Below are 14,972 nucleotides of genomic sequence, written 5' to 3'. Positions count from 1 at the left end.
TATTTTGGGAGCAACAGGGTAGCTCAAAGCTACCCTGTTGCTTATTTACAATTTACATCGACCCCTGAGCGCTAAGCGACAGAGGCGAGATAAAAATCACCGATTAACGATCTACCGCTTTAACCACACCGTTCATGTTGGCGAAGTGGCCTGGGAAAGTGCAGAAGAAGGCGTAATCAGTTCCTGGAGCCAATTTAACACTTTCGAGGTGGATAGTGTCTTCTTCACCACCGCCTAATAATTTAGTGTGAACTAAAATGCGATCGTCATCAGATTTGAGGTAGTCGTTGCCGGCACCAGCTGCAACGCCTTCTGAAGAAACGGCTTGCATGTCAGCTTTTTTAGTGATGACGAGGTTGTGACCCATTGCAGATTTAGGAAGTTTACCTGCATGTTTCAAAGTGATTTTGAATGTTGGGCAGGCTTTGACAGGGACAACAATCTCTTTGGTGTTGTATTGCATTGCGTCATTACCTTCGATGGTGGCAGAACATTCACCTTGAGCAGCAAATGCAGGAGCTGCGGCAACCGTTAATAATGCGGCTAATGCTAATTTATTGAATTTCATTGAAGACTCCTCAATATTAAGAACGCTTATACACTATGATAAGCACAAATTCATTATAGCACGCAGGCCCTGAGCGTTAGTTTTATTAAAACAAGTTTAATCTAGCTCAAAGCCGATTGTTGTTTTTTATACCCACTAAGTTAAACCCGCCCTACCTTGTTTAATTCGCCTTGTTTCATCGCTTCTTAAGTCACCACAGTGAACTCGCCATGGATGCCAACTATACAAAAAAACCTTCACCGAGATGAAGGTTTTTTGTCACTTAGACGTGCTTAGGTTTTGTCGACTACCCGATTACGCCGAGTTTTCAGTAAGTGTCTAAAAACAAAGCCTGGATAGGCCATAACCAAATACAAGCACAAGGCCACCGCATAGAATTGCCAGTTTTGCTGCGTCGCGTTAATGTAGTGCCGCTCGATCGCTAAGCCTAGTGAACCGACTAAGAAAAACAAAACGAGGAGCTCTACTAAGCGTACAGCAAACGATTTGTGTAGACCGTTGGCAAATCCCAATAACTTGGGTAAGGCCAAAAGCAGCACCATCAGGATGCCTGCCAATACTTGCCAGAGCCACTGCGTGCTGTTAATTAAGACATAAGCAGCGCCTGCCAAAACAATCAGCTGGACCACACATAACACCTGAGTCAGCGCAGGTTGATTGCGAGTACTAAAGCGCCAAGGTAAAAAAATTAAGGGGAACTCGCAGCAAAATGGCAATAATGCAGTTAGCCATACAACGCCTAAGTACCCCCAGATTAATGTGTCAGAAAACATCTACACCATATTAAAATTGAAAAGATGAATTCACCACAAGTGTACAGAGTGCCATCAAACCACCTGGCAAGATACCTAATAAAAGAATCACCAAGCTATTAATAGACATCACACCACCGCGGAAATTCAAGAGTGAACCCACGGCTGGCGCATCTTCTGCAGGCTCATCAAAGTACATAACTTTGACCACACGAATGTAGTAGAAAGCACCGATTAATGAGAAGATCACAGCTGCAATAGCGAGCCACAAGTAGCCCGCATGAATAGTGGCTTGCAAGACCGCCACCTTAGCATAGAAACCGACTAAAGGTGGGATACCTGCATAAGAGAACATTAAAAGCAAAACGCTAAACGCTAAGAGCGGACTGCGACGATTAAGACCTTTAAGGTCGGCAATTTCTTCACATTCAAAGCCTTGACGTGCTAACACTAAAATAATGCCAAAGGCCGGTAAGGTTGTGAGCACGTATTGCAAGATATAGAACAAGGCAGCGCCATACGCCCCTGTTTGCATCTCACCTGTTTTAGTGACGCCAGCAAGAAGACCTAACAAGACAAAACCCACGTGCGAAATTGTTGAGTAACCTAACATACGTTTGAAGTTGGTTTGCATAATGGCGGTCAAGTTACCAATCGCCAAAGACAAGACGGCCATAATCATTAGCATTTGCTGCCAACTGTCAGCCACTGTATGCAAGCCATCGACCACGAGACGGAACGTCATGCCAAGGGCGGCAATTTTTGGGGCGGTACTCACAATCAAAGAAATAGCTGTCGGCGCACCTTGATAGACGTCCGGAATCCACATATGAAAAGGCACTGCCCCTAATTTGAAGCCTACCCCACAGAGGACGAATACGGTACCGAGCATCAAGACGGCTTTGTTGTACTGACCATCCGCCATAGTGGTGATAATACCGTTGATATCGATATGACCCGTTGCCCCATAGATGAGTGAAATACCGTAAAGCATAATACCAGAGGCGAGCGAACCCAAGATGAAGTATTTCATGGCGGATTCTGCACTTTGCAGAGAGTCGCGACGTAAGGCAATCAAGGCATATAAGGCCAAAGACATGAGCTCTAGACCCAGGAAGAGTGTCAACATACTGGCGGCAGAGATCAATACCATTTGTCCTAAAAAGCAGAACAAAGACAATGAGTAAATATCGCCATTTTTGGCCATGTCACGCTCAATAACGTACTGGCGACCATAAACTTGAGCCACCAGCATTGCCAAGGCGCAGAAAATTTTCATCAAATTGGCCAGTGGGTCGACCACAAACATGCCATAAAAGGTCGTTCCAAAGTGTTGAGCATTCCATTGGAATAATATAATGGCTGCAACCAAAACATAGGCGACATTTGATGCGCAGTATGACAATACACTGTTTTTGCTTTTGCTAAAGACTTCCAGCAACAAAATAAGCATGGCCACCACTGCCAGAATAATTTCTGGTAGGGCCAACATAAAATTAAATTGATTTCCCATCACTAATACCTACAGTTTTGATTGAGCCACATGCTCGAGCAAGTGTTGCACGGAAGCATGCATAGAGTCGGTAAAGAATTGAGGATAAACACCCATATATACCACTAGTGCAGCAAATAAAGCCAAGATGAAGAATTCACGGCAACTGACATCGGGCATTTGTCGTACGGCTTCGTTATGGATTTTGCCATAAGCCACGCGACGCACCATCCATAATGAGTAAGAAGCGCCCAAGATCAGAGAAGTCGCGGCACCTAAAGCAATCCAGAAGTTGTCTGCAACCGCCGCCATAATGACGTAGAACTCACCCACGAAACCACTGGTGGCCGGTAAACCACTGTTGGCCATGGAGAAGAAGACGAAGAAGGCCACAAAACGCGGCATCACATTAATAACACCACCGTAATCGGCAATCTCACGTGTATGGAGGCGGTCATACAAGACACCAATACACATAAACATAGCGCCTGAGACAAAACCGTGAGAAACCATTTGCACAATAGCACCTTCAAGGCCACCATCACTCAAAAGGAAAATACCTAAGGTCACAAAACCCATATGCGCAATAGAGGAATACGCCACGAGTTTCTTCATGTCTTTTTGGACAATGGCCACAAAGCTAATATAAATAATGGCAACCAAAGCCAAGGCAATCATAAACCAAGCTAATTCACGAGATGCGTCTGGGGCAATTGGCAATGAAAAACGTAAAAAACCATAAGCACCCAGTTTCAGCATGACCGCGGCCAACACGATAGAACCTCCTGTCGGTGCTTCTACGTGGGCATCTGGCAACCATGTGTGGACTGGCCACATTGGAATTTTGACCGCAAACGCTGCAAATAGCGCAAAGAAAATTAAAATTTGCTCGGTCATACTTAATGGCAAGGCTTGCCAAGCGGCAATGCTAAAACTACCAGATTGACTATATAAGTACACAAAGGCAATCAAGGTTAATAAAGAACCCAACAATGTGTATAAGAAGAACTTGATCGCCGCATAAACGCGGTTCGGGCCACCCCAGACACCAATAATGATGTACATAGGAATCAGTGTTGCCTCAAAGAAGACGTAGAACAGCAAGCCGTCCATGGCACAGAAAACGCCAATCACTAAGCCTGACATGATCAAGAAAGCCGCCATATATTGGGCAATTCGCTTAGTGATGACTTTCCAGCCAGCGAGCACCACCATAATTGTGATAAAGGCCGTCAAGAACACTAACCAATAAGAGATACCGTCGATGGCTAAATGAAATTCGACGTTAATGGCCTGAATCCATGAATGCTGCTCAACAAACTGCAATTGAGCCGTACTGCCATCAAAGCCACAGAGGACTGGCAGTACCATCAAGAAACTGATAATTGCACCGACCAATGACATGATACGCGTATATTTTGGACGCGAATCACTGCCACATATCAAGACGATAATACCGGCAAGAATCGGGACAAAGATTGCTAACGAAAGCCAAGGGATAGTCGTAGTCATCTAGGGCACCAACACAAAGAAAGAAATTAACACAATTACACCGATAATCATTGCAAAGGCATAGTGGTAAATATAGCCTGATTGCAAGTAACGGCTGACGGCAGCAATACCACGTACAACGTGACTACTACCCATCACAAGAACACCATCGATAAGGCCTTTATCGATAAAGCGCCATAAGAAACTACCTAATTTACGACCACCGCGGGCAACAACTTCGATATTGAACCAGTCGGCAAAGTATTTATTTTCTAGGACATAATTAATTGGCGCAAAGAAACGATAGATTTTTGCAGGTAAGGCGGTATTGATGAGATAGCAATACCAAGCCACCACAAAACCTAAGATCGCTAACCATAGTGGCAATGATGTCAAACTATGAATCGCATAAGCTACCCAACCATGATATTCCTCAGCAATTTCATGCATTGCAGGGTGTGCATCGGCGTGAATTGTGATGCTTTTGCTAAGGAAATCACCAAATAGCATCGGCTCGATTGTCAGCGCACCAATAATCACAGAAGGAATCGCTAACAAGACCAACGGTAAGGTCACGACCCACGGTGACTCATGCGGTTTACCACCGTGATGACCATGACTATGATCATCATGCGTATGGTGGTGATCATCATGGGCCTCGAAACGTTCTTTACCATGGAATACTAGGAAATAGACACGGAAAGAATACAAGGAAGTGATAAAGACACCGATCAGCGTAGCATAGTAGGCAAAGCCAGCCCCAAAGACATTAGAAGCGTGAACGGCTTCGATAATGTGCTCTTTGGAATAGAAACCTGAGAAGAACGGGGTACCCACCAAAGCCAAGGTACCCAATAAGAAGGTAATCCAGGTAATTGGCATGTATTTACGCAAACCACCCATGGTACGAATATCTTGATTGTGATGCATACCTAAAATCACCGAACCCGCGCCCAAGAATAATAGCGCTTTAAAGAAGGCATGGGTCATGAGGTGGAACACAGCGGCATTGTAAGCGGAAGCCCCGAGAGCCACCGTCATATAACCCAATTGTGACAAGGTAGAGTACGCAATCACACGTTTGATATCGTCCTGAATAATACCCAAAATACCTAGGAATAAGGCACCAATCGCACCGATAATAATGATGAACGATAAAGCGGTATTGGATAATTCATATAGTGGTGAGAAACGTGACACCATAAAAATACCCGCCGTCACCATGGTAGCCGCGTGAATCAAGGCAGAAATTGGGGTCGGACCTTCCATGGAGTCAGGCAACCACGCATGCAGTGGCACTTGGGCTGATTTACCCATGGCACCAATAAACAAACAAATACAAGAAGCCGTAATCAAAGACCAGTTTGTGCCTGGAATTACACCACCTTGAAGTTTGTCGATATTAGCGAACACATCGTTGTAATTAAATGAGCCGATATGAGCGACCAATAAACCGATACCCAAAATAAAGCCAAAGTCACCAAAACGGTTCATGAGGAAGGCTTTCATATTGGCAAAGACGGCGCTGTCACGATCAAAATAGAAACCGATCAAGAGATAAGAGACGAGACCGACGGCTTCCCAGCCAAAGAACAATTGCAACATGTTATTTGACATCACCAACATCAACATTGAAAAGGTAAACAATGAGATGTAAGAGTAGAAACGTTGGTAACCGACATCATCGGCCATATAACCAATGGTGTAAATATGCACCATGAGAGAGACAGACGTCACTACCGCCATCATCATGGCACTGATAGGATCGATTAAATAACCAATCTCAATTTGGGTTTTACCAATCCACGTCCATGTATAGAGGGCACCTTCATAGTGCGCACCTTGGAAGGCGACCAAATACAGCACATAGCAGGATAAAACGGCTGATACTGCCACCAAAGCAATACTAATAATGTGGCTAGCACGGCGATTAATCTGATTACCTACAAACCCCGTACCAAAAAAGCCTGTAATGATGGAGCCCAATAAAGGGGCAAAAGCGATGATACTGAGTAAGATAGGAGAAAGTTCTGTGTTTTGCATGTTCACTCCCCTTACCCTTGGAGACGACCGACGTCGTCCACGTTAATAGAATTAATTTTGCGAAATAACATAACTAAAATCGCTAGACCAATAGCAGCTTCCGCGGCAGCCACGGTAAGAATGAAAAAGACAAATACTTGTCCAGCATTATCGGGCATGCCGTTAATAGGATTCCAGAAAGAGAACACCACGAAATTGAAATTAGCGGAAAGCAATAACAATTCGATAGACATTAATAAAGCAATTAGGTTACGTCGGTTTAGGAAGATCCCAAAGACCCCCATGGCGAACAAAATTGCGCCTAAGATTAAGTAATGTGCTAATGAAATACTCATTCTTTATCCTCTCCTTCTGCTTCTTCGCTAACGGGTTCTGCTGCTTGAGGCTGCGCAGAAGGCATTTTTACAATACGTAAACGGTCTTTGGCATGTACCTTAAGTTGCTTGCTAACCGGCACATATTTACCATTTTTGCGGCCACGATAACTAATGGCAATCGCTGAAATCATCCCTACTAACAAGATGATGGCCGCAATTTGAATGGCAAAAGAGTACTGCGTGTACATATGCACGCCTAATGCCACGGAGTTGTTATAGCCATCGGCCGGCATTTGTGCCGCACCTGAGTCGAGATAAGAAGAACCAAACACAAAGGCAATCTCTAGCACCATAACGGCCCCCACCAATAAGCCTAGTGGTAAATAAGTGCGGAAATTACTGCGTAAGGTCTCTGGCACGACATCAATCATCATGACCACAAACAGGAACAACACCATCACAGCACCGACATAAACAATCACCAGTACTAAACCTAAAAATTCAGCACCAATTGAAATCCACATCATGGCCGCGGTAAAGAATGCCAGGATCAAATGCAATACGGCGGTAATCGGACTGCGCACCGTAATCACACGGCCGGCTGCAATCACTAAAATAACAGCCAGAACATAAAATAAAATCGTAGAAAACATCGACTACCCCTGTTTATCGGTAAGCGGCGTCTGCTTCACGACGCGCAGCAATTTCTGATTCATAGCGATCACCTACCGCCAACAACATATCTTTAGTGAAATACAAGTCCTCATGGGTATCACCGTGATACTCAAGAATATGTGTTTCGACTATGGAATCAACTGGACAGCTTTCTTCACAAAAACCACAGAAAATACATTTCGTCAGGTCGATATCGTAGCGAGTGGTACGACGAGTTCCATCCTCACGTTCATGTGATTCAATGCTAATGGCCATGGCTGGACAGACCGCCTCACACAATTTACAGGCGATGCAGCGTTCTTCGCCATTTGGGTAGCGACGCAAAGCGTGCAAGCCACGAAAACGGTTAGAGGTAGGTGTTTTTTCGTACGGATAGAGTAAAGTAATGCTTGGTTTAAAGTAGTATTTACCCGTTAGCACCAGACCTTTAATCATTTCAGTCAGCAATAAGCTGCTAAAAAAGTTTCTTATTACACTCATATCTTTCCCCTACTTCCAAATATTAAATGGGGTTTGCATCCAAATAGCGACCACGACAAACCAAACACCCGTTAATGGAATGAATATTTTCCAACCTAAGCGCATAATTTGGTCGTAACGGAATCGTGGGAATGTCGCACGGAACCAAATAAAGGTTGACACCACAAAGAAGGTTTTGATGCCTAACCAGATCCAACCTGGAATCCAAGTAAATGGCGCAAAATCCAGTGGTGAGGACCAGCCACCCAAGAACATAATTGAGGTGAGCGCAGATAACAAAATCATATTGGCGTATTCAGCCAGGAAGAATAAGGCGAATGCCATGCCAGAGTAGTCGACCATATGGCCCGCCACAATCTCTGATTCACCCTCAACCACGTCAAATGGATGTCGGTTACACTCGGCTACACTAGAAATCAAATAAATGACGGCAATTGGCAAGAGTGGTAACCAGTTCCAAGACAGGAAGGTGACACCATGACTAGCAAACCAACCATGGGTTTGACCAGACACAATGGCATTCATATTGAGACTGCCTGACACTAACAAAATAGTGAGCAAGACAAAGGTCATCGCCAATTCATAGGAGATCATTTGTGCTGAAGCACGCATGGCACCTAAGAACGCGTATTTAGAGTTGGAGGCCCAGCCTGCAATAATCACGCCATAAACGCCTACTGAGGTAATCGCAATGACGTACATAAGACCACCATTGACATTTGCCAACACCGTTTCTGGACCAAAAGGAATTACGGCCCAAGCCGCAAGGGCTGGCAATAACGTCACTATCGGTGCGATTAAGTACAAGATCTTATTGGCACGACTAGGAATTAACACCTCTTTGGTGAGTAATTTGAGGACGTCAGCGTAAGGCTGGATCAAACCATTAGGGCCTACACGATTAGGTCCCAAACGCACATGCATGCGACCAATCATACGGCGTTCCCAGAAAGTGAGACGCGCCACGCATAAGATCACAGGCAAGGCAATCACGATAATCTTAATCAGTGTCCAAACGACTAACCATACGGTTGGGCCAAGTAAGTTTTCGCCATACTGGTTAACAGCGTCGACACCGTCGGTAAACCACGACCAAATATTGTTCTGCATTAGACGCTCTCCACAGTTAATTGGCTATTGATACAACCGAGCACAGCGGTTTCTGGGAAACCATTCGGAATGCGCACGACATTGTCAGCTAGATGATTGTCTTCGATTAAAGGCAGTTCAACCGTGGCACTCGGTGTTTTGATGCGTACGGCGGAGCCCGCTGTCAGAGATAGTTTTTCGATTGTGGCTTGATTGATCGCCACAAAAGCAGGTACTGAAGCTTGCTGTAAGGCTTCGGCACGGCGCACTATAGGGTCATTGCGATAAATAGGCACATCAGAGACACGCTCGAGTTTATCGGTTTGTGGGCTTGTGGTTGAAGGACTGACACGGACCTCGTTATTAAGACGAGAAGTAAAGCCTTGAGCGAGCACTTCATCACGAATTGATTCAGAACTCTCATCGTCAAAATCAGCCAATTTAAGCAGATTGCCAAGCACACGCAAGACTTTCCAGGCTGGACGGCTATCGCCGACATTGGCAGCTACGCCTTTAAAGCTTTGGGCGCGTCCTTCAGCATTAATAAAGGTACCTGAGGTCTCGGTAGAGGGGCCGACAGGTAGGATCACATCCGCCCAATGGAAGGCATCTGTTTTGTAAGGTGTGATAGCAACGCTGTACGCCTGGTTCAACATCTCGAGCGCGGCTGGTGTATTGGCCATATCTAAGGTCTCGGCATGCAACACCACAAATCCCTTGAGTGGATTATTAAGCATCTTGGCATAGTTCATACCACCATTTTGCGGTACAGCACCGGCCACATAAGCACCCACGGTATTAGCCCCTGACGTCAAGTAACCGTAAGTGGCGTTAAGGCTTTTAGCAAGTTGTTGAGCATGGGCAATGATATTGCTCGCTTGAACATGGTTGACCACCGCATTGCCCATTAAAATAGCGATCTTGCCTTCGGCTTTGAGACTTGAAACGACTTTTGCTAAATTGTCATCCTGGGTCTCTTGTTGTAAAGCCTCGTTAAGTTGCGCTAATGTGGCCGCAAATTGACTTGGAGCGACCGTTAAGCGTTGCGCTTGCGGAATCAAGGCATCGGCACCGGTGCTATCGAGCAAGATCACACGAGTGCCGGCTTTGGCTGCTTGACGTAAACGTTGCGCAAATAAAGGATGTTCACGACGAAGGTCTTGGCTACCTACCACCAAAATCGTATCTTGATTATTGAGATCGACAATTGGCATCCCTAACCAAGGTACGCCAGCGAGCGCTTCATCAAAAGCGGTATCGCTCAGACGCAAACGACTGTCGATATGTTCAGAACCCAAGCCACGGACCAAACGACCGAGTAAGCGCATTTCTTCGAGGGTCGCATATTCGGCACTTAAGGCACCGATTTGCCCCGCCCCTTCTGAGTCATGCACTTTTTGCAGACCTTTAGCGGCTTCAGTAAGGGCTTCTTCCCAACTGGCTTCACGCCAAACGCCATCATCGTTTTTAATCATCGGTTGAGTAACACGATCGGCGTATAGACCTTCGTATGACCAACGATCACGGTCACTGATCCAGCACTCATTGACGTCTTCGTTTTCGAATGGAACCACGCGTAGAATTTTGTTGTTTTTGAGTTGTGCGATGACATTGGTGCCGACACTATCGTGAGGACTAATGGTGCGGCGACGAGCTAATTCCCAAGTGCGCGCAGCATAACGGAAAGGCTTAGAAGTCAACGCACCGACCGGACAGACATCAATCATATTGCCTGATAGTTCTGATTTGACCGCTTTGCCAACAAACGTAGTGATTTCAGAGTGCTCACCGCGGTTAATCATACCGATTTCTTGGATACCACCAATTTCTTTGCCGAAGCGCACACAACGCGTACAGTGAATACAACGAGCCATCTCTTCTGCAGAGACTAGTGGGCCCATACTTTTGTGGAACACCACACGTTTTTCTTCGTGGTAGTGCGATTCTGAGTGACCATAACCAACGGCTAAGTCTTGCAATTGACATTCGCCACCTTGGTCACAGATCGGACAGTCGAGTGGGTGGTTAATGAGTAAAAATTCCATCACCGCTTTTTGGGCGGCAACCGCCATCGGTGAAGTCGTGTGCACCACCATGCCTTCGGCTACAGGAGTAGCACAAGCAGGCACGGCTTTACGGTTTTTCTCAACCTCAACCAAACACATACGACAGTTGGCAGCAATAGATAATTTTTTGTGATAGCAAAAATGCGGTACGTATAAGCCCAATTCCTGAGCGGCATGCATGACCATGCTACCCTCGGGGACTGACACCTGTTTGCCGTCTATGGTAAGTTCAACCATTCTTTAACCTATTATAAATATGGCGCAACCACACATTTCTTGTGCTCAATGTGGTATGCGAATTCATCACGAAAATGTTTCATCATGCCTTGTACTGGCATCGCCGCGGCATCGCCTAATGCACAAATGGTACGACCCATAATATTGGCCGCGACGCGATCGAGTTGTTCTAGATCACCTTGGGTCCCTTGACCATGCTCGATACGGTGAACAATACGCCACAACCAACCCGTACCCTCACGGCACGGCGTACATTGACCGCAACTTTCGTGCATATAAAAGTAAGACAAGCGTAGTAATGATTTGACCATGCAGCGTGTTTCGTCCATGACAATCACGGCACCAGAACCGAGCATCGAGCCCGCTTTGGCAATACTGTCATAGTCCATATCAGTGGCCATCATAATCTCAGCCGGGAGCACCGGAGCGCTTGAGCCCCCAGGGATAACGGCTTTGAGTTTGCGACCATTACGCATGCCACCGGCTAATTCAAGTAATTTAGAAAATGGCGTACCGAGAGGAATTTCGTAGTTACCAGGCAACTCAACATCGCCTGTAATCGAGAAGATCTTAGTGCCACCATTATTGGGTTTACCTAATTCAAGGTATTGTTGGGCACCCATTTGTAGAATAAAAGGTACAGCAGCAAAGGTTTCAGTGTTATTAATGGTGGTCGGTTTACCATACACACCAAAGCCGGCTGGGAAAGGTGGTTTAAAGCGCGGTTGGCCTTTTTTGCCCTCAAGCGACTCGAGTAAGGCCGTCTCTTCACCACAGATATAAGCACCGAAACCATGTTGTGCATATAGCTGGAAGCTAAAGTCGGTTCCTTGGAATTTCCCCCCCAAATAACCAGCGGCACGCGCTTGCTCAAGCGCTTCTTCAAAGCGTTTATACACTTCGTAGATCTCGCCGTGAATGTAGTTATAACCGACACTGGCACCCATGGCGAAACCACCAATAATCATGCCTTCAATCACGGCATGCGGGTTAAAACGCAAAACGTCACGGTCTTTAAAGGTACCAGGTTCACCCTCGTCTGAATTACAGACAACGTATTTTTGACCTGGTAGTTTGCGTGGCATAAAACTCCATTTAAGACCCGTAGGGAAACCTGCTCCACCTCGGCCACGTAGGCCAGAGTCTTTAAGAATGCCAATCACGTCATCTTGGCTGAGTTCGCCCGCCATGATGCGTTCTAGTGCGGCATAACCACCACGCGCTTTATAACTTTCGAGATCCCAATTATCACCATTCAAATCTTTATAGATGACTGGGTTGATATGGCGACCATGAAAAATCATAGAGTTATCGGCATTGCCGCTCGGGTTGGCCAGCAAGCCTTGAGAATATTTTTCGATAATACTCATGATGCCTTCGCCTCGTTTTGGATATCTTTAATTAGTTCATCGAGTTTCTCTTCGGACATGCGAACACATTGGTGCAAGTCATTGATCAACATCACTGGAGAATCGCCACAAGCACCTTGGCATTCTGATTGTTCGAGCGTAATCAAGCCATCTGGCGTGGTTTGACCTAATTCAATACCGAGCTTTTTGGAGAGATATTCGGCTGCACTGGCACCATTGCGCAAGGCACAGGGTAAGTTCGTACAGACTGATAATTTATAGCGACCAACGGGTTGCAAATTATACATATTGTAGAAAGTGGCCACTTCTTGGACAGCAATCGGCTCAACCCCAATGTACTCGGCAATATGGGCAACGATCTCTGGCGAGACCCAGCCTTTTTCTTCTTGTGCTACTCGCAATGCAGCTTTGACTGCAGAAATTCGCTTATCCGCAGGATATTTGGCTAATTCTCTGTCTATTTCCTGATAAGCCTGTTCAGATAACAACATATATTTATCCTTCATTCAATCCATTGCTTAACGGTCAATTTCACCGAATACAATATCCTGAGTACCAATAATTGTGACGGCATCGGCCAGCATATGACCGCGTACCATCTCGTCAAATGATTGCAGATGGACAAAACCAGGTGCACGGATTTTGAGGCGGTAAGGTTTGTTGGCACCATCTGACATCAAGTAAATACCGAATTCACCTTTTGGATGTTCGATAGCCGCATAAGCCTCGCCTACTGGCACGTGAAAACCTTCAGAGAAAAGTTTGAAGTGGTGAATCAGGTCTTCCATACCTGATTTCATTTGTTCACGGCTTGGCGGCGCTACCTTGTGGTTATCGGTAATGACGGGACCCGGGTTTTTGCGAAGCCAATCGATACATTGTTTGATGATTTTGGTGCTTTCACGGAACTCTTGGATACGGCATAAATAGCGGTCATAGCAATCGCCATTGGTTCCCACCGGAATATCAAAATCCAAGCGATCATAGACTTCGTACGGTTGTTTGCGGCGCAAATCCCATTCGACGCCTGAACCACGCAACATAACGCCACTGAAACCTAAGGCCTTAGCGCGTTCAGGATCGACAATACCAACGTCGACGAGACGTTGCTTCCAGATACGGTTTTCGGTAAGCAGCGTTTCGTATTCGTCGACGGCATGCGGGAAGCGCTCACAGAAGTCTTCTAAGAAGTCGAGCAAGGAGCCTTCACGTGCCTGGTTCATGGCTTTTTGCTCACGTACACTACGGAACTTAGAATTTTTGAATTGGTGTTTCGGCATGGTGTCTGGTAAATCACGATACACACCGCCCGGACGAAAATACGCCGCATGCATGCGAGCTCCTGAGACCGCTTCGTAGGCATCCATAAGGTCTTCACGATCACGGAATGCGTACAACATCACGGCCATTGCACCCACGTCCAAGCCATGTGAGCCCACACCCATCAAGTGATTAAGAATACGGGTAATCTCATCGAACATGACTCGGATATATTGGGCACGGATCGGTACTTCGATGCCTAAGAGTTTCTCGATGGCCAAACAGTAAGCATGCTCATTACACATCATAGACACGTAGTCGAGACGGTCCATGTATGGAAGTGCCTGTAAGAACGTTTTGTTCTCGGCGAGTTTTTCGGTACCACGATGCAATAAACCAATATGTGGGTCAGCACGTTGAATCACTTCACCACTTAATTCAAGGATAAGACGTAACACACCATGCGCGGCAGGGTGTTGTGGACCGAAGTTTAAGGTGTAGTTTTTGATTTCAGACATAATGATTAATTAGCTCCGTAACCTTCTTCACGAATAATGCGTGGTGTAATTTCGCGTGGCTCAATCGTCACGGGTTGGTAAATCACACGTCTTAAGGTTTCGTCGTAAATCATTTCGACGTGACCTGATAACGGGAAGTCTTTGCGGAATGGGTGACCAATGAAACCATAGTCCGTCAAGATACGACGTAAGTCTGGGTGACCTTGGAACACAATACCGAATAAATCATAGGCCTCACGCTCGAACCAGTTAACACTTGGCCAGACATTGAGTAGCGTTGGCACAACAGGAAATTCGTTGTCAGTCGCAAATGTACGAACGCGTAAACGCCAATTATGTACGGTAGACATCAGTTGGGCGACCACTGCAAATCGACCAGGGAATTGTTTTTGTTTTTCGGTGTAATTGGTCGATGGGTGACCCCATAATTTGTAGTCAACACCACATAAATCCATGCACATATCAAAGCGCAAACTAGGCTCATCGCGCAATTGTTGACAAACACTGGTCCAGTTCTGAGGATGAATTTCGAGGATCAATTGACCACAGGATTCGAGCAGATTGGCATTAGAACCTAAGATGGTATCAAGGCTTTGTTTGAGTTGAGCTGTCAT

At 45.9% G+C, this 14,972-nt stretch carries 14 protein-coding genes; all 14 read right to left on the bottom strand.

The features are described 5' to 3' along the window. Positions 1-103: 103 nt before the first annotated feature. Entirely contained in the window at positions 104-568 is a 465-nt protein-coding gene (gene azu / locus Q335_RS0100815) for an azurin (protein WP_028356995.1), read from the bottom strand. Between the two features lie 272 nt (positions 569-840). Next, positions 841-1,341 (bottom strand): DUF2818 family protein, encoded by a 501-nt coding sequence (locus Q335_RS0100810; RefSeq protein ID WP_028356994.1) that lies wholly within the window; start codon positions 1,339-1,341, stop codon positions 841-843. 10 nt (positions 1,342-1,351) lie between these two features. After that, on the bottom strand, positions 1,352-2,833 hold the full coding sequence (gene nuoN / locus Q335_RS0100805; protein ID WP_038369124.1) for an NADH-quinone oxidoreductase subunit NuoN: 1,482 nt from the start codon (positions 2,831-2,833) through the stop codon (positions 1,352-1,354). A 9-nt stretch (positions 2,834-2,842) separates the two neighbouring features. Continuing rightward, complete coding sequence (locus tag Q335_RS0100800; protein ID WP_028356992.1) at positions 2,843-4,324, bottom strand: NADH-quinone oxidoreductase subunit M; 1,482 nt, start codon at positions 4,322-4,324, stop codon at positions 2,843-2,845. After that, positions 4,325-6,346, bottom strand: a complete 2,022-nt coding sequence (gene nuoL, locus Q335_RS0100795) for an NADH-quinone oxidoreductase subunit L (protein WP_038369123.1) — start codon at positions 6,344-6,346, stop codon at positions 4,325-4,327. Positions 6,347-6,357: 11 nt separating this feature from the next. Further along, complete coding sequence (gene nuoK, locus Q335_RS0100790; RefSeq protein ID WP_028356990.1) at positions 6,358-6,681, bottom strand: NADH-quinone oxidoreductase subunit NuoK; 324 nt, start codon at positions 6,679-6,681, stop codon at positions 6,358-6,360. Further along, positions 6,678-7,316, bottom strand: a complete 639-nt coding sequence (locus Q335_RS0100785) for an NADH-quinone oxidoreductase subunit J (protein WP_028356989.1) — start codon at positions 7,314-7,316, stop codon at positions 6,678-6,680. Before Q335_RS0100785 ends, nuoK begins: the two co-directional genes overlap by 4 nt. Positions 7,317-7,329: 13 nt before the next feature. Continuing rightward, positions 7,330-7,818 (bottom strand): NADH-quinone oxidoreductase subunit NuoI, encoded by a 489-nt coding sequence (gene nuoI / locus Q335_RS0100780; protein ID WP_028356988.1) that lies wholly within the window; start codon positions 7,816-7,818, stop codon positions 7,330-7,332. Positions 7,819-7,827: 9 nt separating this feature from the next. Beyond that, entirely contained in the window at positions 7,828-8,928 is a 1,101-nt protein-coding gene (gene nuoH / locus Q335_RS0100775) for an NADH-quinone oxidoreductase subunit NuoH (RefSeq protein ID WP_028356987.1), read from the bottom strand. Then, positions 8,928-11,210: an NADH-quinone oxidoreductase subunit NuoG gene (gene nuoG, locus Q335_RS0100770; protein ID WP_028356986.1), complete on the bottom strand. Its 2,283-nt coding sequence runs from the start codon at positions 11,208-11,210 to the stop codon at positions 8,928-8,930. The genes nuoH and nuoG overlap by 1 nt, the downstream gene beginning before the upstream one ends. Positions 11,211-11,221: 11 nt before the next feature. Then, entirely contained in the window at positions 11,222-12,580 is a 1,359-nt protein-coding gene (nuoF, locus tag Q335_RS0100765; protein WP_028356985.1) for an NADH-quinone oxidoreductase subunit NuoF, read from the bottom strand. Continuing rightward, the gene (nuoE, locus tag Q335_RS0100760) at positions 12,577-13,071 is read right to left on the bottom strand and encodes an NADH-quinone oxidoreductase subunit NuoE (RefSeq protein WP_028356984.1); all 495 of its coding nucleotides are present in this window, start codon (positions 13,069-13,071) and stop codon (positions 12,577-12,579) included. Before nuoE ends, nuoF begins: the two co-directional genes overlap by 4 nt. Before the next feature lie 27 nt (positions 13,072-13,098). Continuing rightward, the gene (locus Q335_RS0100755; RefSeq protein WP_028356983.1) at positions 13,099-14,358 is read right to left on the bottom strand and encodes an NADH-quinone oxidoreductase subunit D; all 1,260 of its coding nucleotides are present in this window, start codon (positions 14,356-14,358) and stop codon (positions 13,099-13,101) included. Between the two features lie 5 nt (positions 14,359-14,363). Continuing rightward, complete coding sequence (locus tag Q335_RS0100750; RefSeq protein ID WP_028356982.1) at positions 14,364-14,972, bottom strand: NADH-quinone oxidoreductase subunit C; 609 nt, start codon at positions 14,970-14,972, stop codon at positions 14,364-14,366.

The organism is Brackiella oedipodis DSM 13743 (assembly GCF_000621025.1).
Taxonomy (GTDB): domain Bacteria; phylum Pseudomonadota; class Gammaproteobacteria; order Burkholderiales; family Burkholderiaceae_B; genus Oligella; species Oligella oedipodis.
The sequence above is the reverse complement of the archived record's forward strand: the minus strand, read 5'-3'. Positions and strand labels throughout refer to the sequence as shown.

What these genes read in the sequence shown, in the direction of transcription:
- Q335_RS0100810 (WP_028356994.1), bottom strand. Translation starts at nt 1,341, where the DNA reads ATGTTTTCTGACACATTAATCTGGGGGTACTTAGGCGTTGTATGGCTA.
- Q335_RS0100750 (WP_028356982.1), bottom strand. Translation starts at nt 14,972, where the DNA reads ATGACAGCTCAACTCAAACAAAGCCTTGATACCATCTTAGGTTCTAAT.
- nuoN (WP_038369124.1), bottom strand. Translation starts at nt 2,833, where the DNA reads ATGGGAAATCAATTTAATTTTATGTTGGCCCTACCAGAAATTATTCTG.
- nuoH (WP_028356987.1), bottom strand. Translation starts at nt 8,928, where the DNA reads ATGCAGAACAATATTTGGTCGTGGTTTACCGACGGTGTCGACGCTGTT.
- azu (WP_028356995.1), bottom strand. Translation starts at nt 568, where the DNA reads ATGAAATTCAATAAATTAGCATTAGCCGCATTATTAACGGTTGCCGCA.
- nuoE (WP_028356984.1), bottom strand. Translation starts at nt 13,071, where the DNA reads ATGTTGTTATCTGAACAGGCTTATCAGGAAATAGACAGAGAATTAGCC.
- nuoG (WP_028356986.1), bottom strand. Translation starts at nt 11,210, where the DNA reads ATGGTTGAACTTACCATAGACGGCAAACAGGTGTCAGTCCCCGAGGGT.
- Q335_RS0100800 (WP_028356992.1), bottom strand. Translation starts at nt 4,324, where the DNA reads ATGACTACGACTATCCCTTGGCTTTCGTTAGCAATCTTTGTCCCGATT.
- nuoI (WP_028356988.1), bottom strand. Translation starts at nt 7,818, where the DNA reads ATGAGTGTAATAAGAAACTTTTTTAGCAGCTTATTGCTGACTGAAATG.
- Q335_RS0100785 (WP_028356989.1), bottom strand. Translation starts at nt 7,316, where the DNA reads ATGTTTTCTACGATTTTATTTTATGTTCTGGCTGTTATTTTAGTGATT.
- nuoL (WP_038369123.1), bottom strand. Translation starts at nt 6,346, where the DNA reads ATGCAAAACACAGAACTTTCTCCTATCTTACTCAGTATCATCGCTTTT.
- nuoK (WP_028356990.1), bottom strand. Translation starts at nt 6,681, where the DNA reads ATGAGTATTTCATTAGCACATTACTTAATCTTAGGCGCAATTTTGTTC.
- nuoF (WP_028356985.1), bottom strand. Translation starts at nt 12,580, where the DNA reads ATGAGTATTATCGAAAAATATTCTCAAGGCTTGCTGGCCAACCCGAGC.
- Q335_RS0100755 (WP_028356983.1), bottom strand. Translation starts at nt 14,358, where the DNA reads ATGTCTGAAATCAAAAACTACACCTTAAACTTCGGTCCACAACACCCT.